At 72.0% G+C, this 26,600-nt stretch carries 25 protein-coding genes; 15 read left to right on the top strand and 10 right to left on the bottom strand.

Annotation, left to right across the window (positions count from 1 at the left end; genetic code table 11):
- Positions 1-25: 25 nt before the first annotated feature.
- Positions 26-955 (bottom strand): SGNH/GDSL hydrolase family protein, encoded by a 930-nt coding sequence (locus ABGA98_RS28795; protein WP_347621533.1) that lies wholly within the window; start codon positions 953-955, stop codon positions 26-28.
- A gap of 310 nt (positions 956-1,265) precedes the next feature.
- Between ABGA98_RS28795 and dnaE the strand changes: the two genes are divergently transcribed.
- A complete protein-coding gene (gene dnaE, locus ABGA98_RS28790; protein ID WP_347621532.1) occupies positions 1,266-4,793 on the top strand; it encodes a DNA polymerase III subunit alpha in 3,528 nt (1,175 codons plus the stop codon).
- A 227-nt stretch (positions 4,794-5,020) separates the two neighbouring features.
- On the opposite strand, the gene ABGA98_RS28785 is transcribed toward dnaE, so the two are convergent.
- Together ABGA98_RS28785 and ABGA98_RS28780 are read right to left on the bottom strand one after the other, a co-directional pair.
- Positions 5,021-5,668, bottom strand: a complete 648-nt coding sequence (locus tag ABGA98_RS28785) for a response regulator transcription factor (protein WP_347621531.1) — start codon at positions 5,666-5,668, stop codon at positions 5,021-5,023.
- A complete protein-coding gene (locus tag ABGA98_RS28780) occupies positions 5,665-6,876 on the bottom strand; it encodes a sensor histidine kinase (RefSeq protein WP_347621530.1) in 1,212 nt (403 codons plus the stop codon). Before ABGA98_RS28780 ends, ABGA98_RS28785 begins: the two co-directional genes overlap by 4 nt.
- A gap of 124 nt (positions 6,877-7,000) precedes the next feature.
- On the opposite strand from ABGA98_RS28780, the gene ABGA98_RS28775 reads away from it, so the two are divergent.
- Entirely contained in the window at positions 7,001-7,789 is a 789-nt protein-coding gene (locus ABGA98_RS28775; RefSeq protein ID WP_347621529.1) for a type II CAAX endopeptidase family protein, read from the top strand.
- A gap of 53 nt (positions 7,790-7,842) precedes the next feature.
- Positions 7,843-9,213 (top strand): amidase, encoded by a 1,371-nt coding sequence (locus ABGA98_RS28770; protein WP_347621528.1) that lies wholly within the window; start codon positions 7,843-7,845, stop codon positions 9,211-9,213.
- Positions 9,214-9,251: 38 nt separating this feature from the next.
- On the opposite strand, the gene ABGA98_RS28765 is transcribed toward ABGA98_RS28770, so the two are convergent.
- A complete protein-coding gene (locus ABGA98_RS28765) occupies positions 9,252-9,638 on the bottom strand; it encodes a hypothetical protein (protein ID WP_347621527.1) in 387 nt (128 codons plus the stop codon).
- A 192-nt stretch (positions 9,639-9,830) separates the two neighbouring features.
- Here ABGA98_RS28765 and murA point away from each other — a divergent pair, with 192 nt between their 5' ends.
- Together murA and ABGA98_RS28755 are read left to right on the top strand one after the other, a co-directional pair.
- Positions 9,831-11,141 (top strand): UDP-N-acetylglucosamine 1-carboxyvinyltransferase, encoded by a 1,311-nt coding sequence (gene murA / locus ABGA98_RS28760; protein WP_347621526.1) that lies wholly within the window; start codon positions 9,831-9,833, stop codon positions 11,139-11,141.
- Positions 11,142-11,192: 51 nt separating this feature from the next.
- Positions 11,193-13,445 (top strand): transglycosylase domain-containing protein, encoded by a 2,253-nt coding sequence (locus tag ABGA98_RS28755; RefSeq protein ID WP_347621525.1) that lies wholly within the window; start codon positions 11,193-11,195, stop codon positions 13,443-13,445.
- Positions 13,446-13,448: 3 nt separating this feature from the next.
- Here the strand turns inward: ABGA98_RS28755 and ybaK are convergent, their stop codons facing one another.
- Both ybaK and ABGA98_RS28745 read right to left on the bottom strand, forming a co-directional pair.
- Positions 13,449-13,943, bottom strand: a complete 495-nt coding sequence (gene ybaK, locus ABGA98_RS28750; RefSeq protein ID WP_347621524.1) for a Cys-tRNA(Pro) deacylase — start codon at positions 13,941-13,943, stop codon at positions 13,449-13,451.
- Between the two features lie 20 nt (positions 13,944-13,963).
- Positions 13,964-14,701 (bottom strand): helix-turn-helix transcriptional regulator, encoded by a 738-nt coding sequence (locus tag ABGA98_RS28745; protein ID WP_347621523.1) that lies wholly within the window; start codon positions 14,699-14,701, stop codon positions 13,964-13,966.
- 53 nt (positions 14,702-14,754) lie between these two features.
- Between ABGA98_RS28745 and ABGA98_RS28740 the strand changes: the two genes are divergently transcribed.
- The gene (locus ABGA98_RS28740; protein ID WP_347621522.1) at positions 14,755-15,879 is read left to right on the top strand and encodes an MFS transporter; all 1,125 of its coding nucleotides are present in this window, start codon (positions 14,755-14,757) and stop codon (positions 15,877-15,879) included.
- A 41-nt stretch (positions 15,880-15,920) separates the two neighbouring features.
- On the opposite strand, the gene ABGA98_RS28735 is transcribed toward ABGA98_RS28740, so the two are convergent.
- The 3 genes from ABGA98_RS28735 to ABGA98_RS28725 form a co-directional block, all read right to left on the bottom strand.
- Positions 15,921-17,444 (bottom strand): trypsin-like peptidase domain-containing protein, encoded by a 1,524-nt coding sequence (locus tag ABGA98_RS28735; protein WP_347621521.1) that lies wholly within the window; start codon positions 17,442-17,444, stop codon positions 15,921-15,923.
- Between the two features lie 90 nt (positions 17,445-17,534).
- Positions 17,535-18,539 carry a non-homologous end-joining DNA ligase gene (gene ligD, locus ABGA98_RS28730; RefSeq protein ID WP_347621520.1) on the bottom strand — a complete coding sequence of 335 codons (1,005 nt, stop codon included), beginning with the start codon at positions 18,537-18,539 and terminating at the stop codon, positions 17,535-17,537.
- Positions 18,540-18,587: 48 nt separating this feature from the next.
- Positions 18,588-18,782: a hypothetical protein gene (locus tag ABGA98_RS28725; protein ID WP_347621519.1), complete on the bottom strand. Its 195-nt coding sequence runs from the start codon at positions 18,780-18,782 to the stop codon at positions 18,588-18,590.
- Between the two features lie 411 nt (positions 18,783-19,193).
- Between ABGA98_RS28725 and hisD the strand changes: the two genes are divergently transcribed.
- The 9 genes from hisD to hisF are packed head-to-tail and all read left to right on the top strand — an operon-like array spanning position 19,194 to position 25,214.
- Positions 19,194-20,510: a histidinol dehydrogenase gene (gene hisD, locus ABGA98_RS28720; RefSeq protein WP_347621518.1), complete on the top strand. Its 1,317-nt coding sequence runs from the start codon at positions 19,194-19,196 to the stop codon at positions 20,508-20,510.
- Entirely contained in the window at positions 20,507-21,577 is a 1,071-nt protein-coding gene (locus tag ABGA98_RS28715; protein ID WP_347621517.1) for a histidinol-phosphate transaminase, read from the top strand. The genes hisD and ABGA98_RS28715 overlap by 4 nt, the downstream gene beginning before the upstream one ends.
- A complete protein-coding gene (gene hisB / locus ABGA98_RS28710) occupies positions 21,574-22,167 on the top strand; it encodes an imidazoleglycerol-phosphate dehydratase HisB (RefSeq protein ID WP_347621516.1) in 594 nt (197 codons plus the stop codon). The genes ABGA98_RS28715 and hisB overlap by 4 nt, the downstream gene beginning before the upstream one ends.
- A complete protein-coding gene (locus ABGA98_RS28705; protein WP_347621515.1) occupies positions 22,164-22,319 on the top strand; it encodes a hypothetical protein in 156 nt (51 codons plus the stop codon). Before hisB ends, ABGA98_RS28705 begins: the two co-directional genes overlap by 4 nt.
- Positions 22,316-22,948: an imidazole glycerol phosphate synthase subunit HisH gene (hisH, locus tag ABGA98_RS28700; protein WP_347621514.1), complete on the top strand. Its 633-nt coding sequence runs from the start codon at positions 22,316-22,318 to the stop codon at positions 22,946-22,948. Before ABGA98_RS28705 ends, hisH begins: the two co-directional genes overlap by 4 nt.
- Positions 22,949-22,973: 25 nt before the next feature.
- The gene (locus tag ABGA98_RS28695) at positions 22,974-23,303 is read left to right on the top strand and encodes a hypothetical protein (protein ID WP_347621513.1); all 330 of its coding nucleotides are present in this window, start codon (positions 22,974-22,976) and stop codon (positions 23,301-23,303) included.
- Positions 23,303-24,025, top strand: coding sequence for a bifunctional 1-(5-phosphoribosyl)-5-((5-phosphoribosylamino)methylideneamino)imidazole-4-carboxamide isomerase/phosphoribosylanthranilate isomerase PriA (gene priA, locus ABGA98_RS28690; RefSeq protein ID WP_347621512.1), 723 nt, complete (start codon positions 23,303-23,305; stop codon positions 24,023-24,025). The genes ABGA98_RS28695 and priA overlap by 1 nt, the downstream gene beginning before the upstream one ends.
- Before the next feature lie 20 nt (positions 24,026-24,045).
- Entirely contained in the window at positions 24,046-24,456 is a 411-nt protein-coding gene (locus ABGA98_RS28685) for a Rid family hydrolase (RefSeq protein WP_347621511.1), read from the top strand.
- The gene (gene hisF, locus ABGA98_RS28680) at positions 24,453-25,214 is read left to right on the top strand and encodes an imidazole glycerol phosphate synthase subunit HisF (RefSeq protein WP_132637079.1); all 762 of its coding nucleotides are present in this window, start codon (positions 24,453-24,455) and stop codon (positions 25,212-25,214) included. The genes ABGA98_RS28685 and hisF overlap by 4 nt, the downstream gene beginning before the upstream one ends.
- Positions 25,215-25,218: 4 nt before the next feature.
- Here hisF and ABGA98_RS28675 read toward each other — a convergent pair whose 3' ends face one another.
- Entirely contained in the window at positions 25,219-26,580 is a 1,362-nt protein-coding gene (locus tag ABGA98_RS28675; RefSeq protein WP_347621510.1) for a glutamine synthetase family protein, read from the bottom strand.
- Positions 26,581-26,600: the final 20 nt, after the last annotated feature.

Raw genomic sequence — 26,600 nt, 5'->3', positions numbered from 1 at the left:
GCGCGCGGGCGCCGGAGCGGCCGGGTCAGGGGGTCGTGAGGCGGACGTTGTGCAGGGGCCGGCCGGGACCCTTGGCGATCTGGCGGGTGATGAGGTCGGCGAAGCGGCGGTAGCCGGCGCCCGTCGGGTGGTAGCTGCGGGCGTTGACCGCGAGCTCGCCCATGTCCACGTGCAGCCCGTTGAGATACGGCTCGGGCCGTCCCACCTCGTGTCCGGTGAAGGCGTCGTAGGCGTCCACGTACTCCACGCTGCCCGGCGCCTCGAAGGCGGCGAGCATGCGGTCGAAGCCGGCGGCCACCGTGCCCACCGTGTCGTTGAGGCGGCGCGTCATGCTGTTGAGCCACCGCTGGTCCTGCGGGCTGAGGTTGTCGACGGTGCGCACCGGGTTCGCCGGGAACGGCCGCGGGTAGCCGAGGACGATGACGCGGGCTCCCGGCGCGCGTACGCGCAGCTCTCTGAGGACCGTGAGGACGCTGGAGCGCAGTTCCCCGATGCGGCGTCCGACGGCGGCCTCCTGCTCGACGCAGGCCGACGAGCCGGGCAGCTTGACGATGCAGCCCGTGAGCACCTTGGTGAAACCGGCGTCGTTGCCGCCGATGCTGAGCGTCACGAGACTGGTCGCCGGGCCGACGCGGCTGATCTGGGGCTGCCGGCCGTGCTGGCCGGACAAGAGGTCGGTCGTGGTGGCGCCGCTGCAGGCGAAGAAGGCGGTGCCGCCGCCGAACCGGTAGGCCCCGGCCACGAGCGGCACGTACGAGCCCGTCGCGCGGTGGCAGCGGTCGGCGCCGTCGTTGACCGGCCGCTCGTCAAGGTCGTAGACGCCCTCACCGGAGGAGTAGGAGTCGCCGAGCGCGACGTACGCGCCGCTCTGCGCCACCTCCACGGGCGTCAGCCGCGTCACCTGCGGCAGCCGGCCGGGCGGCTCCCGGGTGGCGGGACAACCCGTGTCCAGCATGGCGCAGGCCAGCTTCTCGAAGACGCCCAGCGGCAGGCAGGCCAGGGCCAGCGCGACGCCGAGCGCGGCCGCGGCGACGGTCTGGGCGATCCTCCGCTTCGCCTCGTCCAGCGTGTCCTCCCCGAAACGATCACTCCAGCATGCGCCATCGAGCCTACCCAGCCGGTGATCCGTCCGGGCGGCCCGCGCGGCGCGATGTCCTGGCGGCGGCGTCCAGCTGTGACGCGGTGGCGGGCGATGGCCCCGGAGTGTCGGCCGGGCCCACTAAAGTCGGATCGCACAACCCGTCGAGGCCAGGAGGCGCCGCTCCATGTCGTCCAGCGACTCGTTCGTCCATCTGCACGTACACACCGAATATTCGATGCTGGACGGGGCCGCCCGCCTCAAGCAGATGTTCAAACAGGTCGGCGACCTGGGCATGCCGGCGATCGCGATCACCGACCACGGCAACATGCACGGCGCCTACGACTTCTACAAGCAGGCCACCGCCGCCGGCATCAAGCCGGTCATCGGCATCGAGGCCTACGTCGCGCCCGAGCTGCGCCTTAACAAGAAGCCCGTGTTGTGGGGCGAGCCGCACCAGAAGAGGGACGACGTCTCGGCGGGCGGCTACTACACCCACATGACGATCTGGGCGCGCAACAAGGCGGGTCTGCACAACCTGATGCGGTTGTCGTCGCGCGCCTACACCGAGGGGTTCGTCCGCAAGTGGGCGCGGATGGACGCCGAGATCCTCGCCGAGCACGCCGACGGCCTGATGGCCACCACGGGGTGCCCGTCGGGCGAGGTGCAGACGAGGCTGCGGCTCGGCCAGTACGACGAGGCGCTCAAGGCCGCCGCGAAATACCAGGACATCTTCGGCAAGGACAACTTCTACCTGGAGATCATGGACCACGGCCTCGACATCGAGCGCCGGGTCCGCGACGGCCTGACCAGGATCAGCAAGGAGCTCGGCATCCCGCCTCTGGTCACCAACGACTCCCACTACACCTACGAGTCCGACGCCGCCTCCCACGACGCCCTCCTGTGCATCCAGACGGGCAAGCAGCTGTCCGACCCCGACCGGTTCCGCTTCGACGGCAGCGGCTACTACATCAAGACCGCCGACGAGATGCGCGCGGTCGACTCCTCCGACCTGTGGGCCGAGGGGTGCCGCAACACGCTGCTGGTCGCCGAGAAGGTCGACCCGGCCGGGTTCTTCGAGTTCAAGAACCTCATGCCGACCTACCCCGTCCCGGAGGGGATGACCGAAGAACACTACTTCCGCCAGGAGGTGTGGAAGGGCCTGGAGCGGCGATTCCCCAAGGGCGTCGACGAGGAGCACCGCGCCTGGGCCGAGAAGGAGCTGGGCGTCATCATCCAGATGGGGTTCCCGAGCTACTTCCTCGTGGTCGCCGACTTCATCATGTGGGCGAAGAACAACGGCATCCGCGTCGGTCCCGGCCGTGGGTCCGCGGCCGGCTCGCTGGTGGCGTACGCGCTGGGCATCACCGACCTCGACCCGATCCCGCACGGCCTGATCTTCGAGCGGTTCCTCAACCCCGAGCGCGTGTCCATGCCCGACGTCGACATCGACTTCGACGAGCGCAGGCGCGGTGACGTGATCCGCTACGTGACCGAGAAGTGGGGCGCCGACAAGGTCGCCATGATCGCCACGTTCGGCACCATCAAGGCGAAGGCCGCCATCAAGGACGCCGGCCGCGTCCTGGGCTACCCCTACGCGCTCGGCGACCGCGTCTCCAAGGCGTTCCCGCCGGCCGTCATGGGCAAGGACATCCCGCTGTCGGGCATCTTCGACAAGGACCACCCGCGCTACGCCGAGGCCGGCGAGCTGCGCAAGCTCTACGAGGAAGACGTCGACGTCAAGGCGACGATGGACCTCGGCAAGGGCCTGGAGGGCCTGATCCGGCAGACCGGCGTGCACGCCGCCGGCGTGATCATGTCGGCCGAGGTGCTGACCGACTACATCCCGATCATGCGCCGCGACTCCGACGGCGCGATCATCACGCAGTTCGACTATCCGACCTGCGAGACGCTCGGCCTGCTGAAGATGGACTTCCTGGGCCTGCGCAACCTCACGATCATCGACGACTGCCTGAAGATGATCGAGTCGACCAGTGGCGAGAAGATCGACCTGCTGGAGCTTCCGCTCGACGACCGCAAGGCCTACGAACTCCTGGCGCGGGGCGACACGCTGGGCATCTTCCAGCTCGACGGCGGCGGCATGCGCTCGCTGATGCGGCTCATGCGCCCCGACAACTTCGAGGACATCTCCGCCGCCCTCGCGCTCTACCGGCCCGGCCCGATGGGCGCCAACTCCCACACCAACTACGCGCTGCGCAAGAACGGCCAGCAGGAGATCACCCCGATCCACCCCGAGCTCGAGGAGCCGCTGAAGGAGATCCTCGACACGACCTACGGCCTGATCGTCTATCAGGAGCAGGTCATGGCCATCGCCCAGAAGGTCGCCGGCTACTCCCTGGGCGGCGCCGACCTGCTGCGGCGGGCGATGGGCAAGAAGAAGAAGGCCGAGCTGGACAAGCAGTTCGTGACCTTCGAGAAGGGCATGCAGGACAACGGCTTCTCCGCCGCGGCCATCAAGGCGCTCTGGGACATCCTGCTGCCGTTCTCCGACTACGCCTTCAACAAGGCCCACACCGCCGGCTACGGCCTCGTCGCCTACTGGACCGCCTACCTCAAGGCCAACTACCCGGCCGCCTACATGGCCGCGCTACTGTCCTCGGTGAAGGACGACAAGGACAAGTCGGCCCTCTACCTCAACGAGTGCCGCCGCATGGGCATCAAGGTGTTCCCGCCGGACGTCAACGACTCCGACTTCGACTTCACCCCGCGCGGCACCGACATCCGTTTCGGTCTGTCGGCCATCCGCAACGTCGGCGCCAACGTCGTCGACGGCATCATCATCGCCCGCAGGGAGAAGGGCCGCTTCGCCGACTTCAAAGACTTCCTGCGCAAGGTGCCGGCCATCGTCTGCAACAAGCGGGTCATCGAATCGCTGATCAAGGCGGGAGCGTTCGACTCGCTCGGCCACGTGCGCAAGGGGCTGGTCATGGTGCACGAACAGGCCGTCGACGCGATCATCGACATCAAGAAGAACGAAGCCATCGGCCAGGACTCCCTGTTCGGGGCGATCGAGGGCGGCGAGGACCAGACCTTCGACGTGCAGATCCCGCTGGGGGAGTGGGACAAGACCACGCTCCTGCAGTTCGAACGCGAGATGCTCGGCCTCTACGTGTCCGACCACCCGCTGTTCGGCGTCGAGCACATCCTCGCGGCGGGAGCCGACTGCTCGATCGCCGCCCTCCAGGACGAAAGCCGCTCCGACGGGCAGGTGGTGACCGTGGGCGGCATCCTGAGCGGGGTGCAGCGCAAGGTCACCAAGAAGGGCGACACCTGGGTGCTGACCCAGCTGGAGGACCTCGCGGGCTCGATCGAGGTGATGATCTTCCCGTCGGCCTACCAGCTCTGCTCGACGATCCTGGCCGAGGACGCCATCGTGTTCGTCAAGGGGCGCATCGACAAGCGCGAGGACGTCGCGAAGATCATCGCCATGGAGGTGACGGCCCCCGACCTGAGCCAGGAGGCGGGCGGGCCGCTGCTGGTGAGCCTGCCCCTGACCCGCTGCACACCCCCGGTGGTGGGGCGGCTGAGGGAGATCCTCACGACGCATCCGGGCACGTCCGAGGTGCACCTGCAGGTGCACAACGGGCCCAGGACGACGGTGATGCGCGTCGACGACCGCCTCCGCGTGACCCCGTCCCCCGCCCTGATGGGCGACCTGAAAGAGCTGCTCGGCCCGGCCTGCCTGGGCGCCTGACCGATCCCTCCTTTTCCTTTTTACGGCTTCGCGCGGGAGGGCCCACCCTGTGCACGCGGCCGGGCCCCGTCCAGGGTGACGCTCACCGGGTGCGCGTGGCGGGCCGCCGTGACGCGCGCCCCGTGGGCCGTCCGCGTGCACCACTCCGCGGGGCGCTGCCCTGAGGCTCGGACAGGGCGTGGTGCCGGTGGGCGGGGTGTCAGGGGCGTGGTGTCAGGGGCGGGGTGTCAGGGGTGGGGTGGGTGAACGTCCCTGAGGTGGAGGGCGAGGCGGGTCCGGTCAGGGAGGGCGAACTTGCGAAGCAGGCTTGAGACGTGGTTCTTCACCGTGCCCTCCGTGACGAGCAGCCGCGCCGCGATCTCCCGGTTCGTTGCCCCCTCGGCGATCAGCCCGGCCACCTCGGCCTCCCTGGCGGACAGGCCCTCATCTCGGGGACGCGGCGCGGGCGGGCGGCGGCGGATCTCGGCCACGAGGCGTCCGGCGACGGACGCGGCGAGCACCGTCTCCCCGCGCGCGGCCCGGTGGATGCCGTCCACCAGTTCCTCCGGAGTACAGTCCTTGAGCAGGTAGCCGACGGCCCCGCCGCGCAGGGCGCCGAAGATGTAGTCGTCCTCGTCGAAGGTGCTGAGCACGATGGCGGCCACGCCGGGATGCCGGGCGGACAGCCTCGCGATGAGTTCGACGCCGTCCATCCTCGGCATGCGAGCGTCCACCAGCGCCACGTCCGGCCGGCACTCGCCGGCCACGCGCAGCGCCTCCTCGCCGTCGGCCGCCTCGCAGGCCACCTCGATGCCGTCCTCGATCTCCAGCATCTTGCGCAGCGCCCGCCGGATCAGCTCCTGGTCGTCGGCCAGCAGCACCCGGATCGTGCTCATCGCGCCGCCTCCACGTCTTCGGCGGGGTTCCGGTCAGGTTCGCGGGCAGGGTCCCAGGCGGTGCCCCCGGCGGGCGGGACGGGGAGTTCCGCGCGTACCTCGAAGCCGCCGCCCTGGCGGTTGCCGGCGGTCAGGACGCCGCCCACTGTGCGGGCGCGTTCGGCGAGCGAGCGCAGGCCGAAGCCGCCGCGCGCGTCAGGAACGCGGCCACGGCCGTCGTCGGCGACCACCAGCACCACCCGCTCGTCCTCGAAGGCCAGCCTGCCGCTCACGTGCCGGGCGCTCGCGTGCCGGACGGCGTTGGTCAGGGACTCCTGCAGCACGCGGTAGAGGACCAGCTCCACGTCCGGATCCAGCGGCGCCTCCCCGCCCGCCACCTCGAACGACACCGCCAGCCCTGTGCCGTCGAACGAGGCCGCGAGCCGCTCCAGCGCCGCGCCGCTGATCTGCCCTTCGAGCGCGAGCGGGCGTAGTGCCCTGACCCAGCGGCGGGCGTCGGTCAGCGCCGTCACGGTCGTCTCCTTGGCCTGCCGCACCTCCTCCCAGGCCGACTCGGGCCGGCGGGATCGGAACCGTTCGGCGTTCTCCAGGCTCATCTTGATCACCGTCAGGTGGTGACCGATGGAGTCGTGCATGTCCGCGGCCATCCGCGCCCGCTCCTCGGCGACCGTGAGCTCCCGGACCCGAGCGGCCAGCCGCTGTGCCTCCGCCCGCCTGCGGCGGGCCTCCAGCACGGCCGACGTCAGGCCCAGCACGAACACGGCGAACACGATGAACGGCACGGTCTGGGCGACGGCGTTCTCCACTCCGTACCCGAAGAGCAGCACGATCGTGAGGAACAGGGCACCGGCCATGCCGCCGATGATCGTCCAGGCGATCCGCATGCCGTGCACGAATGCCACGTTCGCGATGCCGATGAGCGTCAGGAGCATGTGAACCTCGGCCGAGCCGGTGATCCCCAGCATGATCGTCGCCACCAGGAAAACGACGCCCAGCGGCCGCCGCCACCCGCTGGCCCGCCGCCACGGCAGCAGGAGCCACGACCCGGTCACCACCGTCAGGTTGACGCCGAACGGCACGAGCGCGGCGATCGTCCCCGGATGGGCGAGGTATCCGGTCACGGCGGTGCCCGCGAGCACCAGCCAGAACACGACACTGAACAGGGCCGGCCGGTCGGGATCGCGCAGCAGGGGCGGACGGGACTGCATGACCGCGACCCTAGTATCCCGCGCGGGCGAGGGGATCCTCCTGAAGGCCCATGACCATGGTCATGGCCGATTCGGTCCGCGGCCCGATGTGCGCGCCTCGCCCGCGTTCCTAGCGTGGCCTCCCATGAGAGCCATCCATCCCGTCTGGGCGGTGCTGGTCGCCGTCGCCATCATGTTCGCGCAGGTGTTCGGCGGCACCCTCCCCGTGACCCTGCTGCTGGACTCCGATCATCCCCTCTACCAGCTGCTCGGCACGGCCGGGATCACGCTGGCGGCGTTCGCGCTGATCTATCTGGTCCGCCGCTTCCTGCACCGGCGCCCGTGGCGCGGCGTGGGACTCGCGCGGCCGCGGACGGCGGTGCCGCACCTTCTCGCAGGCGTGGTGGCGGGCGCGCTCGCGGTGGCCGTGTCGAGCCTGGTGTCGGTGGCGCTCGGCGTGGCCGCGTGGGTGCCGTGGGACGTGGTACGGCCGGCGCTGCCGTACCTGCCGCTCGGGATCGTCCTCGCCCTGCTCGGCCAGGCCTTCCCGGAGGAGCTGTTGTGGCGCGGGCACCTGTTCGACATCCTGTCGGACCGGTTGTCGCCGGTGGCGGTGCTGGCGGTGACCTCCGTGGTGTTCGGCGCGTTGCACATCATCTCGCAGAGCCCGGCGGACACCGTCGCCGAGCGCCTGCTCTACGTGGTCCAGGCGATCGCGCTCGGCTTCGCCTGCGGGGCGGCGCGGGCGCGTACGGGAACGGTGTGGATGGCGGTCGGCGTGCACTTCGGCCTGCACATCGGCAACCGGGTGCTGCCGGTTCAGGAGGTCGCGTTCGGTGTGCAGCTCGTGATCATCACCTGCGCGCTCGCCGCCGCCGGCGGCGTGATCCTCCTGGCCGGGCGACGGCGGCAGGAGGAGGGCCTGGCCGCCTGACTCCGGCAACCCTTGCCGTCGTCTCGCGGCCGCCCATGGGGCAGGATCGCAGGGTGAGCGAACTGCACTACCTGACCGCGACCGAGCTGGCCCACCTGATCAGGACCAGGCAGGTGAGCGCCGTGGAGGTCCTCCAGGCCTGCCTCGACCGCATCGAGCAGGTCAACCCGCACGTCAACGCCATCGTCACCCTGGTCGCCGACCAGGCGATCGAGGCGGCCAGGGTGGCCGACGCGGCCGAGCCGAAAGGCCCGCTGCACGGGTTGCCCGTCGCGCACAAGGACCTCGTCGACACCGCGGGCATCCGCACCACCTACGGCTCGCCGTTGTTCGCCGACCACGTGCCGGCCGAGGACGACCCGGTCGTCGAGCGGCTGCGCGCCGCCGGCGCCATCACCGTCGGCAAGACCAACACCCCGGAGTTCGGCACCGGCTCCCACACCGTCAACGAGGTGTTCGGCGCCACCAGAAACCCCTACGACCTGTCCAAGTCCGCCGGAGGCAGCAGCGGTGGGGCCGCCGCCGCCCTGGCCACCGGCATGGTTCCGCTGGCCGACGGGTCCGACATGGGCGGCTCGCTGCGCAACCCCGCCTCGTTCTGCAACGTCGTCGGCCTGCGTCCCACCCCCGGCCGGGTGCCCGCCGTGTCCGACACCGCCGCCTGGTACACGCTGTCCGTCCAGGGGCCCATGGCCAGGACGGTCGACGACGTCACGCTGATGTTCTCGGCCATCGCCGGGTTCGACCGCCGTTCCCCCTACTCGATCAGGGAGGTCTTCACTCCGGAGCCGGAGGAGGGCGTGGCGGGCCTGCGGGTGGCGTGGAGCCCCGACCTGGGTGGGCTGCCGGTCGACCCGCGCACGGCGGCGGTGACCGCGACGGCCCCGGCCGTGTTCGAGCGGCTGGGAGCCAGGGTCGAGGAGGTGGAGCTCGACCTCTCCGGCGCGGAGGAGGCGTTCAGGACCTACCGTGCGTGGAACTACGCGCTGTCCTTCGGCGACCTCAGCGGCCTCGGGCCCAACACCGCCTGGAACGTCGAGCGGGGCCGTGAGGTCACCGGGGCCGCCCTGGCGGCGGCCGAGCGTGCCCGCAGCCGCCTCTACCAGCGCATGGCCGCCTTCTTCGACACCTACGACGTGCTGATCGCGCCGGTCAGCCAGGTGCCGCCGTTCCCCATCGAGCAGCCCCACGTCAGCGAGATCAACGGCGAGCGGCTTCCCGACTATCTCGCGTGGATGCGCTCCGCCTACTGGATCAGCGTCCTTCACGCGCCGGCGGCGTCTGTGCCGGCCGGGTTCACGACGGAAGGGCTGCCGGTGGGGGTGCAGATCGTCGCGCGGCCGTTCGAGGACGCCCGGGTCCTGCGCGTCGCCCGCGCGTTCGAGCGGGCCACCGGCCACGGCCGGCGCCGCCCCCCGCTCTGAGGGGCGGGCTTCGCAACGGCCGGTGGTGGCCCGTGGCCTCAGGGCAGGTCGCCGTACGGGTGCCGCAGCGGCGACTCCTGGTATCCGTGCATGCCCTCCAGCAGCCCGAACAGCCCCACCGCGAGCAGCGGCCAGGACACGAGTACGCCGGGGGCGGTCAGCGCCAGCGCCCCCGGGACGACTTTGACATCGGGCAACACGGCGGCCTCGACCATGACGGCTCCGATGGTGAACGTCGACCCGGCCCACAACGTCAGCAGCGCCCCCAGCACCCCACCCGCGCCGAGCCCGAGCAGCACCGGCAGCATGAACCGGCGGGCCGCGAACCAGGCCACCCCGCCGCAGAGCAGCCCCAGCCCGCCCGTGATCACCGCGAACCAGCCGTCCGCCGCGATCAGGGCCTGCGTGGACGGATCGGCCAGCACGGATTCGCCACCCTCCGTGACGGTGTACGGGGCCCGTGGGGAAACGCCCGACCAGAGCAGCCCTGCGGCCACCCCGAGAGCGGCGAGTGTGAGGACAGTTACCGCAAAAGCGCGTACTTCCCTCGTCACGCCACTCCCCTTCACATGTGCGTCCGAATCAGCTCGATGGTATCCCCCGGTTAGGCTCACTTCGTGATTGCAGAAGAGGTCTGGTTGATAGAGCCCTCCGGTCCGCTCCGGGGAGACGTCGAAGTGCGCGGTTCCAAGAACGGCGTGTCCAAGCACATGGTCGCCGCCATGCTGGGCAGCGGCGAGAGCAGCATCCACAACGCGCCCGAGGTGGGCGAGGTCGAGATCACGGCGGCCATGCTGCGGGCGCTCGGCATCGATGTGGAGATCTCTCGTACGGAGATCAGGATCGCGCAGGGGCCCGAGATCGAGCCGCGGGTGCCCGACGCGTTCACCGGCCTGAACCGCATCCCCATCCTCATGCTGGGCCCGCTGCTGCACCTGGCGGGGGAGGCGTTCGTGCCGCTGGTCGGCGGCGATCCGATCGGTCGGCGGCCGGTGAACTTCCACGTGGAGGCCCTGCGCGCGATGGGCGCCGAGGTGGAGGTGGGCGACGCCGGCATCTTCGCCAAGGCCAAGCGGCTCAACGGCACCCGGATCGAGCTGCCCTACCCGAGCGTGGGCGCCACGGAGACGGTGCTGATGTCCGCGGTGCTGGCCGAGGGCAAGACGGTGCTGAAGAACGCCGCGATGGAGCCCGAGGTGGTGGAGCTGGCGCTGTTCCTGCAGCGGATGGGGGCGAGGATCGAGCTCTCGCCCGACCGCAGGATCGTCATCGAGGGTGTCGAACGGCTGCGCGGCGCGTCCACGTGGCTGAACGGCGACCGCATCGAGGCGTTCTCGTACCTGGCGGCGGGCCTGATCACGCAGGGTGAGGTGCGGGTGCACGGCTGCCCGCAGGATCGCCTGGTCACCGCGATCACCACGCTGGCCAGGATGGGCGCGCAGTTCGACATCAACGACGAGTACCTGTGCGCGACCGCGCCGCCCGAGGGGCTGCGCGCGGCCGCCGTGCAGACCGACACCCATCCCGGCTTCATGACCGACTGGCAGACGCCGCTGATGGTGCTGTTCACGCAGAGCCAGGGCATGTCGGTGCTGCACGAGACGGTCTTCGAGAACCGCCTGGTGTACGTGCCCGCGCTGCAGCGGATGGGCTGCGAGATCGAGGTGTTCGACCAGTGCCTGGGCGGGCCCGCCTGCCGCTACCACGACACGAATGCCCGCCACTCGGCCGTCGTGCGCGGCGTGTCGCAGCTCAAGGGCGCCGATGTGACGCTGCCCGACATCAGGGCGGGCTTCTCGGCGGTGCTGGCGGCCGCGGTGGCCGACGGGCCCTCCACGCTGCGCGGCGTGCACCACATCGAGCGGGGCTATCACCGGCCGTTCGAGCAGTTCGCGTCCCTGGGTCTGGACATCCGCAGGAAACGGTAAAGGATCACGGGCGGGCGTTTGCCGTCGATCCGGGCGTTGCAGATCGTCTAAGTGACCGTACTCAGATCCGTCGGTGCGCTCGGACTGGCGGGAGCGCTCGGTGGAGTGCTGACGGCGGCACTGGCCGTGCCCGCCGTCAGCGGGAGCGGCATGGCCGCCAAGAACGTCGCGAACACGTTCCTCGACCTGCCGCCCGCTCCACGTGAGGAGCCCCTCGCGCAGGTGACCAGGCTGCTGGACAAGGACGGCCGCCAGTTCGCCCAGTTCTACGAGGCCAACAGGACGAACGTCGGGCTCGGCGCGGTCGCCCCGGTGATGCGCCAGGCGATCGTGGCCATCGAGGACGCCCGCTTCTACGAGCACGGCGGGCTCGACGTCAGGGGCACGTTCCGGGCGCTGCTCACCAACACCCAGGCGGGCGGCATCCGGCAGGGCGGCTCGTCCCTGACCCAGCAGCTGGTCAAGAACATCCTGGTCGAGGGCGCGCGGACGGAGGCCGAACGCGACAAGGCGCGCGCCCCCAACCTGGCGCGCAAGATCACCGAGCTGCGGCTGGCGCTGGCGCTGGAGGAGAAGTACCGCAAGGACGAGATCCTCGAGCGCTACCTGAACATCGCGTACTTCGGCGCCGGCGCGCACGGCGTGGAGGCGGCGGCCAGGCGCTTCTTCTCCACCTCGGCCTCCAGGCTGACCCTGACCGAGGCGGCCACGCTGGCGGGCGCGGTGCGGATGCCGTACTCGACCGATCCCTCGCTCGGAGGGGAGCACCGCGCGCGGTTGAAGGCGCGGCGCGACCTCGTGCTCGACCGGATGGCCGGGCTGAAGCTGATCACCCAGCGGCAGGCGACCGACGCCAAGAACGCGCCGCTGGGTCTGCGGCTGCGCCCGGAGCCCGGGGGCTGCGCGCAGAGCGCGTATCCGTTCTTCTGCCTGTACGTGCAGCGCGAGCTGCTGTCGAACCCCGTCTTCGGCAACACCGCCACCGAGCGGCGCAGGCGCATGGCCAGGGGAGGGCTGGTGATCAGGACGAGTCTCGACCCGATCGCGCAGCACGCCGCCGAGCAGGCCATCCGCCGGTACGTGGCGCCGGAGGACACCGAGGTGGCCGCCGAGGCCATGGTGGAGCCGCGTACGGGGCGGATCAGGGCGATGGCCGCCAGCAAGCGGTTCGGCCGCAACCCCGGCAACCGCAAGAACGGCCCCAAGACCACCTTCAACCTGCCCGCCGACACGGCGCATGGCGGCGGCCAGGGGTTCCAGGCCGGTTCCACGTTCAAGGCCTACACGCTGGCCACGGCGCTCAAGCAGGGGTGGCGGTTCGGCGACGGCTTCAAGACGCCGGGGGCGCTGGTGCCCGGCCAGGGTTACCGCGACTGCGCCGGCCGGCCCGTGAACGACCCGAACACGCGCATCCTCAACGCCAGCGGCGAGGGGGAGGGCGGCCCGCACAGCATCGAGACGGGCACCTGGAAGTCGGTGAACATCTTCTTCATGATGCTGGAGCGCAAGGTCGGCCTCTGCAACGTGGTGAAGACGGCCAGGTCGCTCGGCGTCGTCAGGGCCGACGGGGAGCCGCTGAAGGAGGTGCCGACGTTCACCCTGGGCGTCAACGAGATGGACCCGGTGACGGTGGCGGCGTCGTTCGCGACGTTCGCCGCGAGGGGCCGCTACTGCCGGCCGCTGGCGATCGTGGAGATCGTCGGCAGGGACGGCCGGCGCACCCACGTGCCGCCCTCGTGCGAGCAGGTCATCGAACGGCCGGTCGCCGACGCCGTCAACTACGTGCTGCGGGGGGTGTTCACCGAGGGCACGATGAGGGGCCAGGGCATCGGCCGCCCGGCGGCGGGCAAGACGGGCACCAACAACGGCTACACCTCGGCGTGGTTCGCCGGGTACACGCCGGCGCTGGCCGCGGCGGTCAGCGTCGGGGACATCCGCGGGTCCTACCGGTTCCCGCTGACGGGGGTGCGGATCGGTGACCGCTATTACGGCTCGGTGCAGGGGGCGTCGCTGCCGGGGCCGATCTGGGTGGAGTCGATGCGGCCCGCGCTGCGCGAGGTCGAGCCGCGCGGATTCCCGGGGCCGGACATGTCCCGATTCGGCGGCGGCCACACGCCGGGTCTGGAGGAGGCGCTGGCCGAGGAGGAGCGGCGTGAGGGCCGGCGCGGCGACCGCCACGCCCGCAGGCCTCGCCATCTCTTCGAGTGGCTGCTCGGGCGCAGGCCGCGGCGGGTGGAGATCACGCTGCCGGGCCGGGACCGCCACGACGGCCGCCGCCGGGACCGGCCCCGGCGGCGTGACTAGCGCTCAGCCGGTCTTGCTGATCGGGGCGGTGACGGCACGGGTGAGCGTGACGAGGTTGTCGGGCGCGGTCTCGATCTGCAGGCCGCGCTTGCCCGCCGAGAAGAAGATCGTCTCGAAGTCGAGGGCCGAGGAGTCGACCACCGTCGGGAGCTGCTTGCGCTGGCCCAGCGGGCTGATGCCGCCCACGACGTAGCCGGTCACCCGCTCCACCTTGGCGGCGTCGGCCATCGCCGCCCGCTTGCTGTCGAGGGCACTGGCCAGCGCCTTGAGATCGAGCTTGCCCGACACCGGCACGACCGCCACGGCGAGCCCGCTCTCGACCTCCGCCACCAGGGTCTTGAAGATGCGTTCGTACGGCACGCCGAGCGCGTCGGCGGCCTCCTCCCCGTAGGCCTGCGCGGAGGCGTCGTGCGCGTAGGGGTGGAGCGTGAACGCGGCCTTGGCCTTGGTCAGCGCCACGGTGGCCGGGGTGCCGCCCTTGCCTTTCGAACTACTCACGACACCCGATTGTAGCGAATCTACATTGTAAAGGCGCGGCCGGGGGTGTACCCGAACGCCCGCCTGAACACGTCGATGAAGGCGCTCGCCGAAGCCCATCCGCACCGGTGGGCGACGGCGGTCACGGAGACGCCGTCGGCGAGCAGCAGCAGCGCGTGGTGCAGCCGGAGCTGGGTGCGCCACTGGGGGAAGCTCATGCCGAGCTCGCGGCGGCACAGCCGGGCCAGCGTGCGCTCGCTGGTGCCGGCCTGGACGGCGAGCCGGGCCAGGGGCCGGCCGTCGGCGGGGTCGCGGTGCAGGGCCTCACAGACGGCGGCCAGCCGGGGGTCACGGGCGGCGGGCAGGTGCAGCGGCTGCTCGGGGGCGCGCCTGAGCTGGTCGAGCAGCACGGCGCGCAGCCGTTCCCGCTCGCCGCCGACCGGGCCGTCGTCGCCGGTGCAGGCGATGATCAGCTCGCGGAGCAGGGGGCCGACCGCGAGCACCGCGGGGCGGTCGAGGCCGAGCGGGTTGTCGGAGAGCCCCACCAGCCGCAGGTCCGTGTCGCCGCGGGCGCGGTGCTCGTGGACGGTGCCGGCCGGGATCCAGATGGCCCGGCTGGCGGGCGCCACCCAGATGCCCGAGCCGGTCGTGACGGAGAGCACGCCGCGGCAGGCGTACACGATCTGGTGGGTGTCGTGCCGGTGCGCGTCGATGCCCGCGCCCGGCGCCAGGGGCCGCCGGCCGGTGGGCGCCTCGGGCGTGTGGCGGATCTCCGACATGGATTGGCAATTTATCGGAAGCGCGCCAGTCTCGCCATGTGCAGGATCGGAGCGTGAACAGGATCCCCTCGCTCGCCGCAGGCCACGCGACCGTCGACTTCTACCAGGGCGCGGTGCCCGCCCTCGTGCCCTTTCTGGTGGCCGAGCGCGGGTACGGCTACGTCGCCGTCTCCGGCATCGTGCTGGCCGCGACGTTGTCGTCGTCGATCGTGCAGCCGCTCTTCGGCGTCCTGACCGACCGGTGGCGGATGCCGTGGCTGATCCCGGTGAGCATGGTGGTCGCGGGCGCCGGGGTGGCGTTCGGCGGCGTGACGGGCTCCTACGTGCTGACCTGGCTGGCGGTGGCGCTGTCCGGGCTGGGCGTGGCGGCCTACCATCCGGAGTCGGCGCGGCTGGCCAGGATCGCCAGCGAGGGCAGCCACGTCCGGATGAGCTGGTTCTCGCTGGGCGGGACGCTGGGCTTCGCCTGTGCGCCCGTGCTGGTGACGCCGCTGCTGGCGGTGTGGGGGCTCGGCGCGTCACCGTTCCTCGCGGCGCCGGCGGTGCTGGGGGCGGTGGTGACGCTCCCGGCGATCCGGGCGCTGTCGGGGGCCGGTCCCGTGGCGCGGGCGGCCGCGCCGGTCTCCCGCCGGGACGACTGGCCGTCGTTCGCCCGGCTGACGCTGGTGATCGTGTTCCGCTCGGTCGTGTACGTCGGGCTGAGCGCCTTCGTGGCCCTCTACATGGGGGGAGGGGCGGCCGGGGCGGTGGCGCTGTTCGTGTTGTTCGCCGGCGGTGCGGTGGGCACGGTGCTCGGCGGCCGGCTGGCGGCCCGCTGGGGCCGGGTACGCACGATGGGCCTGGCCTACCTGCTGGCGGTTCCCGCTGTCGCCGGCGTGGTGCTGGTCCCAGGGCCCGTCGCGTACGCCTTCGTCGCCGCCTCGTCGATCGCCCTGTACGCCCCGTTCTCGCTGCATGTGACGCTGGGTCAGGACTTCCTGCCGAGCCGGGTCGGCACGGCCAGCGGCGTGACCCTGGGGCTGGCGGTGAGCGTCGGCGGCCTGGCCAGCCCGCTGGTGGGCGCGGTGGCGGAGGCGGCGACGCTGCGGGTGGCGCTGGCGTGCCTGATCGTGTTCCCCGTCCTGGCCTGGCTGCTGGCGCGCACGCTCAAGGAGCCCGCCCTCGACCCCGCCACCTGACCCCGCCACCAGGCGTCCCCGCCCTGCCCGGCGCGTTCTCCTCAGGGGCGGGTCTTGAGCCGCACGGTGCCGGTGTTGTCCTTCTGTGACGGGTCGAGGGCGGTCGAGGTCACGTGCCCGGCGACGTGCAGGGGTGCGCGGGCATCCCGGGCGACGGCGATCGTGGCCGTGATGCGCACCGGCCGGCGCGGGCGGATCGTGGCGATCGTGCAGGAGGCCTTGGCGGGCTCGCGTACGCAGGTGGCCCCACGGGTCGCCGTGAGGGTCGCCCCGGCCGCCAGGGTGAGCGTGACGGGGACCTGGGCGGCGGCCATCAGGCCGCGCATCGTGACGGTGGCCGTGACGGTGACGGCGGAGCCGCGCCTGACCGGTCGTCCGGGCCCTCTGAGCTTGACCGACAGGGCGTCGTACACTCCCCGCGGGTCGGCCTGGCGGACGATGGCGCCGTAGCTTTCGGCGTTGAGCGCGTTGGCGACGGCGTTACCTGCGGCGTAGCCGTCCTCCTTGCCCGCCGACAGCACCCCGACCAGGTCTCTGGTGCCCTGGACGAGCCAGGGCCCGCCGCTGTGGCCCTTGTGCAGGTGGCAGTTGTGCGTCTCCAGCCGGCCCGGCCGCGAGGTCGTGGCGGAGCGGCGGGCTTCGGCGGGGGCGGCCGGCAGGGAGGCCGGCAGGGAGGCGGGCAGGGTGGCGCCGAGGACAACGCCGGTGGCCTGGCGGGTGCGGCCGAGGCACCAGAGCTGGTCCCGGCCGTCGTACGGCTGCCGGCCGAGCACGCCGGGGTAGCCCATGGTGGTGATCGTGTGCCTGCCGCCCTGGCTGCGCATCGGGGTGAAGGCGCCGACGGCCTTCTGGAGGGTGCGCTTGCGGGTGCCGACCTCGATGAGGGCGATGTCGTGGACGGAGTTCCAGTCGCCGCCGGTCAGGCCGGTGTAGCCGTCGGGCTTCCACGCTCGCCGGCCGCCCCACCGCCCGTACGGCTCGCGCTTCTTCACCGTGGCCGCCCGCCCGTCGTAGGCGGGGACGAACGCGAAGCGCTGGTGCCAGCGGCCGGTCGTGGCGCCCGCGGGAACGCTGTAGACGCAGTGGGCGGCGGTGACCACGAGCTTTTCCGCGGCCGAGCGGACGACGGAGGCGCTGCAGGAGTCGCCGTGCCCGCCGGAGTTGACGAAGAAGAGCCTGCCGGTGATCCGGCTGGTGGCCGCGCGCGTGTACGGCCGCCGTACGCGGGCGTACCCGTTGGCGTCGCTGCCCGGGGTGAGGCGCTTGGACGCGGGTACGCTGCGCCGCCGCGCCCCTGCGAGGTTCGCCGTCCCTGCTGGTGGTGCGGCCGGTGGCGCGCCGCGCTTTCCGCTGGAGCTCTCCGGCGGGCCGGTGGCGGCCTGCCGTTCGGCGGTCCAGTAGCGCACGGCGTGTTCCGGGCGCATCGGCGGTGACGACACGGCGCCGGAACGTGCCTGCGCCTGGGCGGGCGGCCGGATGGGGGTGACGGTGCGGACGGCGGGCGGGGCCGGCGCGAGGGACAGCCACGCCAGCGTGGCCACCACGATGACCAGTGTCTTCGGCACAGCGCCCCTCCCGGACACGTCGATACCTCAGATCACTCTAAGTCACTACTTGTAAACGAAGTGTAGTTTGCGGGTTCGCCTGTCACCCGGTCAGCCCGCGGCCGCGTCCGTCCCCGGCTGGGCGATCGCGGCCGTACGGGCCTCGGACGGCTCGCGGTCGGGGCGCAGGCCGCGCCAGGACGGGTGGCGCAGCCTGCCGTCGCCGGTGACCTCGGCGTACTGCACCTCGCCGACCACCCGTGGATCCACCCAGCGCGCGTCGCGGGCGTCCTCGCGCGGCAGCGGCTCGTCGAACGGCGGATCACGCCGCTCTAGCGGCGTCAGGCGATCGTGCAGGTCGCGGAGCATGGACTCGGTGAACCCGGTGCCGACGTGCCCCACGAACCGCAGTCGCCCGCGCGGGTCGTACGCGCCGAGCAGCAGCGAGCCGATCGTGCCGGAACGCCGCCCGCCCCCCGGTTTCCACCCGCAGATCACGACCTCGGCGGTGCTGACGTTCTTGACCTTCGTCCATTCGGCGCTGCGCCGGCCCGGCCGGTACGGCGAGTTCATCCGCTTGCACACGACCCCTTCGAGTCCGAGCCGGCGGGAGGAGTCGACCGCCTGCGCGGCCCCGCCGGCGAACCAGACGGGCACCTGCCATCGGTAGCCGGGCGTGAGCGTGCTCTCCAGCAGGTCCCTGCGCTCGGTGTACGGGCGCGCGATGACGGCGTGGTCGCCGAGGTGCAGGATGTCGAACGCCATGAACGTCACCGGCACCGTCCTGGCCAGCTCGGCCACGATCCGCGGATTGCGCTGGTGCATCCGGGGTTGCAGCGCCTCGAAGCTGGGCCGTCCCGCCTCGTCGAACGCGACGATCTCCCCGTCGACGACGGCCGCGCGCCGGCCGGTGGCGCCTCCCATGAGCTGCAGCTCGGGGTAGGCGGGGGTGATGTCCTTGGCGTTGCGCGACATCAGGCGTACGTGGCCGTCCTCGATGTAGGCGAGCGCGCGTACACCGTCCCATTTCATCTCCGCGGCCCAGCCCGCGCCCTGGACGGAGGTCAGGGTGCCGAGCCGGGCCAGCATGGGCCTGTAGGCAGGCAGCCGGACCATGCTGCAGGCCGTACCCCCTCCGGTGGGCCGGCAGTGGCCGACGGGGGTCTACAGATGGTCAAGGGGCGCGTTCTCCACGAGGTCGGCCAGGTCGACGCCGTGCTCGCCGAGCTCGGCGACGGTGGCGCAGTAGCCGCGCAGGTAGCTTCTGCCGTTGACCTGGTGGGAGACACGCAGCAGGGGGCGATCATCGAGGATGATCGCCTCGACCAGGATGCCGCCGGGGCCGTGCCACTGTCCCATGCCGGAGAGAGTAAACGAACCGGACATACAGGACAAGCGATATGAAACATCTCGCACGGTTCGTGATGGGGAGGCGGCGTACGGGCCTGCCGTACAGGGGCCGTGACACGCGGGCGGCGTAAAGGTCCGTAACGTTAAGTTTCCCTTGTCATGAGATTTCTGGGCATGGCGCGTTAATGAGGGCCCGACCGGGGCAGCTGGGAGCCAGGCTTTCCCCGGCCATGGCCGTGCCCCCGTGACGGCCATGGCCCCCGCCCCGGCAGGCCCGGTCCGGGGTGACGGCGGCCGCGGGCGCGGCTTCGGCGAGCGCCGCCCCGCGGCCGCCGCGCGTTCCGCCCGGAATGACAGCCCGAAGAGGTCCGCATGGTGGACGGATGGGGATCCGCCGCCCGGACTCCGTAAACTGTGATGGTGATTTCCCGTATCGACATGCGCGGTTCGCTTCCCGCGGACCTGCGCGACGTGCTGCCCCGCGCCGAGCTCGACGTCGAGGCCGCCCTGGAGAAGGTGCGGCCCATCTGCGAGGACGTGCGCCATCGTGGGGCGGCAGCCGTACGGGAGCTGACCGCCAGGTTCGACGGTGTCGAGATCGCCGCCACCCGCGTCCCCGCCGAGGCCCTCGACAGGGCGCTGCGCGAGCTCGACCCCAGGGTCAGGGCGGCGCTGGAAGAGTCGATCAGGCGGGCCAGGCTCGTCCACCGCGACCAGCGGCGCGCCGACGTCACCACCCAGGTCGTGCCCGGCGGCACGGTGACCGAGCGGTGGTTGCCCGTCGAGCGCGTGGGCCTCTACGTTCCCGGCGGCCGCGCGGTCTATCCGTCCAGTGTGGTGATGAACGTCGTGCCCGCCCAGGAGGCCGGCGTCGGCTCGCTGGCCGTGACCAGCCCGGCGCAGAAGGAGCACGGCGGGCTCCCGCACCCCACGATCCTGGCCGCGTGCGCGCTGCTCGGCGTCGACGAGGTCCACGCGGCCGGCGGGGCGCAGGCGGTGGCCATGTTCGCCTACGGCACCGAGGAGTGCCCGGCGGCCACGATGGTCACAGGCCCCGGCAACATCTACGTGGCGGCGGCCAAGCGGCTGCTCAAGGGCCGCATCGGCATCGACTCCGAGGCCGGCCCCACCGAGATCGCCATCCTCGCCGACGAGACGGCCGACCCCGTCCACGTCGCCGCCGACCTGATCAGCCAGGCCGAGCACGACGTGATCGCGGCCGCCGTGCTGGTCACCACCAGCGCCGAGCTGGCCGACGCGGTCGAGAAGGAGCTGCCGGGGCAGGTCTCCGCGACCAGGCACTCCGAGCGCATCACCGAGGCGCTGAGCGGCAGGCAGTCGGGCATCGTGCTGGTGAGCTCCCTCGACGACGGCCTCAAGGTCGTCGACGCCTACGCCGCCGAGCACCTGGAGATCCACACCGCCGACGCCGCGGCCGTCGCCGCCCGCGTCAGGAACGCCGGTGCGATCTTCGTCGGCCCCTACGCGCCCGTCTCGCTCGGCGACTACCTCGCCGGGTCCAACCACGTGCTGCCCACGGGCGGCTGCGCCTGCCACTCCAGCGGCCTGTCGGTGCAGTCGTTCCTACGCGGCGTCCACGTCGTCGACTACTCCCGCGAGGCGCTCGCGGGAGCGGCGGCCCATGTGTCGGTGCTGGCCGACGCCGAAGACCTGCCGGCGCACGGCGCCGCGATCCGCGCCCGTTTCGACTGGCGAGTGCCCACGGAGACCGAGTGAACCTCGACGACCTGCCCATCCGCGACGACCTGAGGGGCAAGACGCCGTACGGCGCGCCCCAGATCGACGTCCCGGTCCGGCTCAACACCAACGAGAACCCCTACCCGCCCTCGCCTCGGCTGGTCGACGACCTGGCCGAGGCGGTGCGGGCCCAGGCGGGCGAGCTCAACCGCTACCCCGACCGAGACGCCACCGCCCTGCGCGCCGACCTGGCCGCCTACCTCGGACACGGCCTGACGACCGAGCAGGTGTGGGCCGCCAACGGCTCCAACGAGGTGCTCCAGCAGATCCTGCAGGCGTTCGGCGGCCACGGCCGCACCGCCATCGGGTTCGAGCCCTCCTACTCGATGCACCCGATCATCACCAGCGGCACCAGCACCGAGTGGATCCAGGCCAGCCGCGAGTCCGACTTCTCGATCGACCCCGGCAAGGCCGTGGCGGCGATCGAGGAGCACCGGCCCGACATCGTGTTCCTGGCCTCGCCCAACAACCCGACCGGCACGGCCCAGCCGCTGGCCACGATCGAGGCGGTGCTCGCCGCCGCGCACGGCGTGGTCGTGGTCGACGAGGCCTACGCGGAGTTCGCCCGCGAGGGCACCCCGTCGGCGCTCACCCTGCTGCCCGCCCACCCGCGGCTGATCGTCACCAGGACGATGTCCAAGGCGTTCGCCATGGCCGGCACCCGGCTCGGCTATCTCGCCGCGCACCCGGCCGTGGTGCAGGCGCTGCTGCTGGTGCGCCTGCCGTACCACCTGTCCACGCTCACCCAGACGGCGGCGCGCGTGGCGCTGCGGCACCGCGCCGAGCTGCTGGGCACGGTCGACGCGCTGCGGCGCGAACGCGACGACACGGTGGCGTGGCTGCGGTCCAAGGGCCTGCGGGTGGCCGATTCCGACGCGAACTTCGTGCTGTTCGGGCGCTTTCCCGACCGGCGCGCGGTGTGGGAGGGCCTGCTGGAGCGTGGGGTGCTGGTCCGCGAGGTGGGCCCGCCAGAATGGCTGCGGGTGTCGATCGGCACCGGCGAGGAGATGGCGGCGTTCCGCGCCGCCCTGGAAGGAGTGCTGTGAGTCGCGTCGGCCGCGTCGAGCGTGTTACGAAGGAGACCTCGGTCCTGGTGGAGGTCGGCCTCGACGGCACCGGCCGGGTCGAGGTGTCGACCGGGGTGGGCTTCTATGACCACATGCTGGCCCAGCTGGGCAAGCACGGCCTGTTCGACCTGACGGTCAAGACCGAGGGCGACCTGCACATCGACTCGCACCACACGATCGAGGACACCGCGCTCGCCCTGGGCGCGGCCTTCCGCGAGGCGTTGGGCGACAAGTCGGGCATCAGGCGGTTCGGCAGCGCGTCGTGCCCGCTGGACGAATCGCTGGCCCAGGTCACCGTCGACCTGTCCGGCCGCCCCTACCTCGTGCACTCCGAGCCTGAGGGCATGGCGCCGATGATCGGCCCTGAATACGACACGACGATGACCCGCCACATCCTGGAGTCGTTCGTCGCGCAGGCCGCCATCTGCCTGCACGTCCACGTCCCCTACGGCCGCAACGCCCACCACATCGTGGAGTCCCAGTTCAAGGCCCTGGCCAGGGCCCTGCGCGAGGCGTCCGAGCCCGACCCCCGCGCCACGGGGGTGCCCAGCACCAAGGGTGTCCTATGACCGAAAACCTCATCGCCGGCGTGCTGGTCTTCCTCGGGCTGTTCCTCATCGGCGGGGTGTTCTCCCTGGCCAAGCAGGGGCTTAAGCTCGGTGCGGCGGTCTGCGCGTTCGGCGCGGCGATGGCGATCACGGCGGGGGTGCTGTGGTGGTGAGCAAGAAGGTGGTGGTGCTCGACTACGGGTCGGGCAACCTGCGCTCGGCCGAGCGTGCGCTGGCCAGGGCCGGCGCCGACGTGACCGTGACGTCCGACTTCGACGCCGCGCTCTCCTGCGACGGGCTGGTGGTGCCGGGCGTCGGCGCGTTCGAGGCGTGCATGGCGGGTCTCAAGGGCGTGCGCGGCGAGCAGATCATCGGCCGCCGCCTGTCCGGAGGGCGCCCGGTGCTGGGCATCTGCGTCGGCATGCAGATCCTGTTCGCCCGGGGGGTCGAGCACGGCGTGGAGACCGAGGGCTGCGGCGAGTGGCCGGGCACGGTGGGCCGGCTCGACGCCCCCGTGCTGCCCCACATGGGCTGGAACACCGTCAAGGCGCCGGCCGGCAGCGTGCTGTTCGCCGGGCTCGACCCCGCCACCCGCTTCTACTTCGTCCACTCCTACGGCGTGCGCGAGTGGGAGCTGCAGGCGGGCGACGGCTTCTCCGACCCGCTCGTCACGTGGGCCGAGCACGGCGTGCCGTTCGTGGCCGCCGTGGAGAACGGCCCGCTCATGGCCACCCAGTTCCACCCCGAGAAGTCCGGCGACGCCGGCGCCACCCTGCTCCGCAACTGGCTCGGCACGCTGTGAGCGGGCGAGCGGGCCGGGACGTCCGGTGAGCAAGGAACGCGCCCGGCGGCGGGCCGAGCGCGAAGCGGAGCGGGCCCGCGCCATCCGGGCCAACGAGCTGCGGCAGGCGCGCCGGGCCCGCCGGCGCGCGTTCCTGGGCCGGGTGTTCCCGCGCCCGGCGCGGATCGCCCGCCAGGGCGGCCGGCTCGCCCGCCGCCGCCGCGCCCAGAACGCGGTGGTGGCGCTCGGGCTCCTGCTCGTGCAGGTGATCGTCTGGCTGGTCTGGGGCTCGCCGCCGCTCAGCTTCGGTGTCCTCGTCCTGTCCCTGCTGCTCACACCCGTTGTCGTGACCCTCGCCTTCGACCGGAGGATCTGATGTCGTTGCAGTTGTTGCCCGCCGTCGACGTGGCCGGTGGCCAGGCCGTACGCCTGACCCAGGGCGAGGCCGGCACCGAGACCCGCCACGGCGAGCCGCTCGCCGCCGCGCTCGCCTGGCAGGACGCCGGCGCCGAGTGGATCCACATGGTCGACCTCGACGCCGCGTTCGGCCGGGGCGGCAACCGCGAGCTGATCGCCGAGGTCATCGGCAAGCTGGACGTGAACGTCGAACTGTCCGGCGGCATCCGCGACGACGACTCGCTGGCCGCCGCGCTGGCCACCGGCTGCCGCCGGGTCAACATCGGGACCGCCGCCCTGGAGAACCCCGGCTGGTGCCGGAAGATCATCGCCGAGCACGGCGACCGGATCGCGGTGGGCCTCGACGTGCGCGGCACCACGCTGGCCGCCCGCGGCTGGACCAAAGACGCCGGCGACCTGTGGGAGGCGCTCGACCGGCTCGAGGCCGACGGCTGCCCCCGCTACGTCGTCACCGACGTGACCAAGGACGGCATGCTCCAGGGCCCCAACCTCGAGCTCTACCGCCGGATCTGCGCCCGCACCGACCGGCCGGTCGTGGCCAGCGGCGGCGTGTCGAGCCTCGACGACCTGATCGCGCTCTCCTCTCTCGTTCCCGACGGAGTGGAGGGTGCCATTGTGGGCAGGGCCCTGTACGCTCACGCGTTCACGCTGGAAGAGGCGCTTGCCGCGGTACGCGTGTAGCTTCGCCAGGAGGGGGCGGGATGAGCGTCAGCAGCATCGGCATGGAAAACACCGGGCGGAGGGTGTTCTCGGGTGGCATCTGGGAGGAGAGGTACGGTTACGCCCGCGCTGTCATCGCGGGTGACCGGGTGATCGTGTCCGGTTGCACGGCCACCGTCGAAGGAGAGGTGCGTCACCTCGGCGACCCCTACGAACAGGCCCTGACCGCGATCGACATCGCGCTGGCGGCCGTCGCGACCGGCGGCCTGACCCGCGAGGACGTCGTCATGGTCCGCTACTACGTCGTGGAGCAGCGCCACTTCGACCCCGTCGGGCGGGCCATCCACGACGTCTTCCGCGAGGTGCGCCCCGCCTGCACCGGGGTACGGGTGGCCGGACTGGTCGACCCGAGGATGCTGGTCGAGATCGAAATCGAGGCACTGCGAGCATGACCGTGGCGGTAAGAGTCATTCCCTGTCTCGACGTGGACGCCGGACGCGTCGTCAAGGGCGTCAACTTCGAGAACCTGCGCGACGCGGGCGACCCGGTCGAACTGGCCAGGCGCTACGACGAGGAGGGCGCCGACGAGCTGACCTTCCTCGACATCACCGCGTCGTCCGGCGAGCGCGAGACCATGCTCGACGTGGTGCGCAGGACCGCCGAGCAGGTGTTCATCCCGCTCACCGTGGGCGGCGGCGTGCGCACGGTCGACGACGTCAACCGGCTGCTGCGCGCCGGCGCCGACAAGGTGTCGCTCAACACCGCGGCCATCGCCCGGCCCGAGTTGCTCACCGAGGCGTCCCGGCGGTTCGGCGCCCAGTGCGTCGTGCTGTCCGTGGACGCCCGCCGCGCGCCCGGCACGCCGAGCGGCTTCGAGGTGACGACGCACGGCGGCCGCCGCGGCACCGGCATCGACGCGGTGGAGTGGGCCGCGCGCGGCGAAGAACTCGGCGTGGGCGAGATCCTGCTCAACTCGATGGACGGCGACGGCACGCTCGACGGCTACGACCTGGAGATGTTGCGCGCGGTCCGGGCCGTCGTGCGCGTGCCGGTGATCGCCAGCGGCGGCGCCGGCCGCCTGGAGGACTTCCCTCCGGCGGTGGCGGCGGGCGCCGACGCGGTGCTGGCGGCCAGCGTGTTCCACTTCGGCACGTTGAAGATCTCCGAGGTCAAGGAGACGCTCCGGATGGCGGGCCACCCGGTCCGCTAGCGCGTCAGAACGCCCGGAGGTGGTGGAACAGCTCGTAGGAGGCGTCCTGGGCGGCGAACGCGGCCGCCTCGGACCGCCTGACGGCAAGGTACGCGTCGCGCCGCAGCGGCCCGAGCGCCTCCATGAGCACCTCGTCGCCCTCCAGCGCGTCGAGCGCCTCCTCCAGTGACGACGGCAGGCGCGGATACCGGCCGGGCCGCGTGTCGGGGTCGACCTCCACGGCCTCGCCCGGATCGAGCTCGCGCCGCATGCCGTCGAGGCCCGCGTGGATGACGGCGCCCAGCGACAGGTACGGGTTGGCGGAGGAGTCGGACGGCTTCAGCTCCAGGTTGGGCTCCCCGGTCTCCCCGAGGGGCGAGCAGACGCGGACCGCGGCCTCCCGGTTGTCGGGGCCGTAGACGGCGTACGCGCTCGACCACATGCGGGGCGCCAGGCGGCGGAAGCTGTTGACGCTGCCGCAGGTCAGCGCGGTGAGGGCGGGCAGATGGGCGAGCAGGCCGCCGATGAAGCCGTCGCGCGCCTCGCCGTCGCCGGCGAAGACGTTGCGGCCGTCGCGCCACAGCGACAGGTGCAGGTGGGCGCCGTTGCCGGCCTGGTCGGCCAGCGGTTTGGGCGCAAGCGAGGCCCACAGCTGCATGCGCATGGCCACGCCGCGCACGGTCTCGCGGTAGAGGACGTGGTTGTCGGCGGCCCGCAGCGCGGGCGCGTGGTGGACCGACAGCTCCTGCTGGCCGGGGCCCAGCTCGGGATGGCAGTGCTCGACGCGCAGGCCCTGCGTCTCCAGGGCGCGGATGAGTGTGATCGTGTAGTCGTGGGCCGTGTCGAAGCCGGTGCCCGCGTAGCAGAGCGAGTCGTCGATGGGCACCAGCCGGTCGTAGCCGCCGGACGGGTCGGGCAGGCGGCGGCCGAGCGTGAACTCGGGCTCGAACGCGGCGACCAGCGTGTAACCCTCGGTGGCCAGCTCGGCGATGGCGTCCTTGAGGAACGTCCGGGGGCACGCGCCCCACGGGGAGCCGTCGGTCAGGCGCAGGTCGGACAGCATCGCCGCCGCGCCCGGCGCGTGCGGCAACGTGACGTAGGTCGCGGGGTCGGGAACGATGCGCACCTCGCCCACCGGACCCATGTGCTCGACGTCCTGGAGCTGGTCGAGCATGTTCATCGCCATCATGGCAACCGTGTGCCCGATGCCGGTGTCGAGCCGTTCGGCCAGCCGTGACCGGGACGCCGCTTTCCCACGGATCACGCCTCCGTGGTCGGCGTACAGGAAACGGATCAGCTCGATGCCCTCGAGCTCGGCTCGCTCGAGGACGCGCCGCGCGGTGGCGCCGAGCTGATGGATCGTGGTGCCGCTCGGGCGATCTCTCATCCTGCCTGCGTAACACGATC

It is taken from the genome of Nonomuraea sp. B1E8, assembly GCF_039871515.1.
Lineage (GTDB): Bacteria > Actinomycetota > Actinomycetes > Streptosporangiales > Streptosporangiaceae > Nonomuraea.
The sequence above is the reverse complement of the archived record's forward strand: the minus strand, read 5'-3'. Positions and strand labels throughout refer to the sequence as shown.

Coding starts and splice junctions, on each gene's coding strand:
- ABGA98_RS28795 (WP_347621533.1), bottom strand. CDS start 955: ATGCTGGACACGGGTTGTCCCGCCACCCGGGAGCCGCCCGGCCGGCTG.
- dnaE (WP_347621532.1), top strand. CDS start 1,266: ATGTCGTCCAGCGACTCGTTCGTCCATCTGCACGTACACACCGAATAT.
- ABGA98_RS28785 (WP_347621531.1), bottom strand. CDS start 5,668: ATGAGCACGATCCGGGTGCTGCTGGCCGACGACCAGGAGCTGATCCGG.
- ABGA98_RS28780 (WP_347621530.1), bottom strand. CDS start 6,876: ATGCAGTCCCGTCCGCCCCTGCTGCGCGATCCCGACCGGCCGGCCCTG.
- ABGA98_RS28775 (WP_347621529.1), top strand. CDS start 7,001: ATGAGAGCCATCCATCCCGTCTGGGCGGTGCTGGTCGCCGTCGCCATC.
- ABGA98_RS28745 (WP_347621523.1), bottom strand. CDS start 14,701: ATGTCGGAGATCCGCCACACGCCCGAGGCGCCCACCGGCCGGCGGCCC.
- ligD (WP_347621520.1), bottom strand. CDS start 18,539: ATGGTCCGGCTGCCTGCCTACAGGCCCATGCTGGCCCGGCTCGGCACC.
- ABGA98_RS28725 (WP_347621519.1), bottom strand. CDS start 18,782: ATGGGACAGTGGCACGGCCCCGGCGGCATCCTGGTCGAGGCGATCATC.
- ABGA98_RS28705 (WP_347621515.1), top strand. CDS start 22,164: ATGACCGAAAACCTCATCGCCGGCGTGCTGGTCTTCCTCGGGCTGTTC.
- priA (WP_347621512.1), top strand. CDS start 23,303: ATGTCGTTGCAGTTGTTGCCCGCCGTCGACGTGGCCGGTGGCCAGGCC.
- ABGA98_RS28685 (WP_347621511.1), top strand. CDS start 24,046: ATGAGCGTCAGCAGCATCGGCATGGAAAACACCGGGCGGAGGGTGTTC.
- hisF (WP_132637079.1), top strand. CDS start 24,453: ATGACCGTGGCGGTAAGAGTCATTCCCTGTCTCGACGTGGACGCCGGA.
- ABGA98_RS28675 (WP_347621510.1), bottom strand. CDS start 26,580: ATGAGAGATCGCCCGAGCGGCACCACGATCCATCAGCTCGGCGCCACC.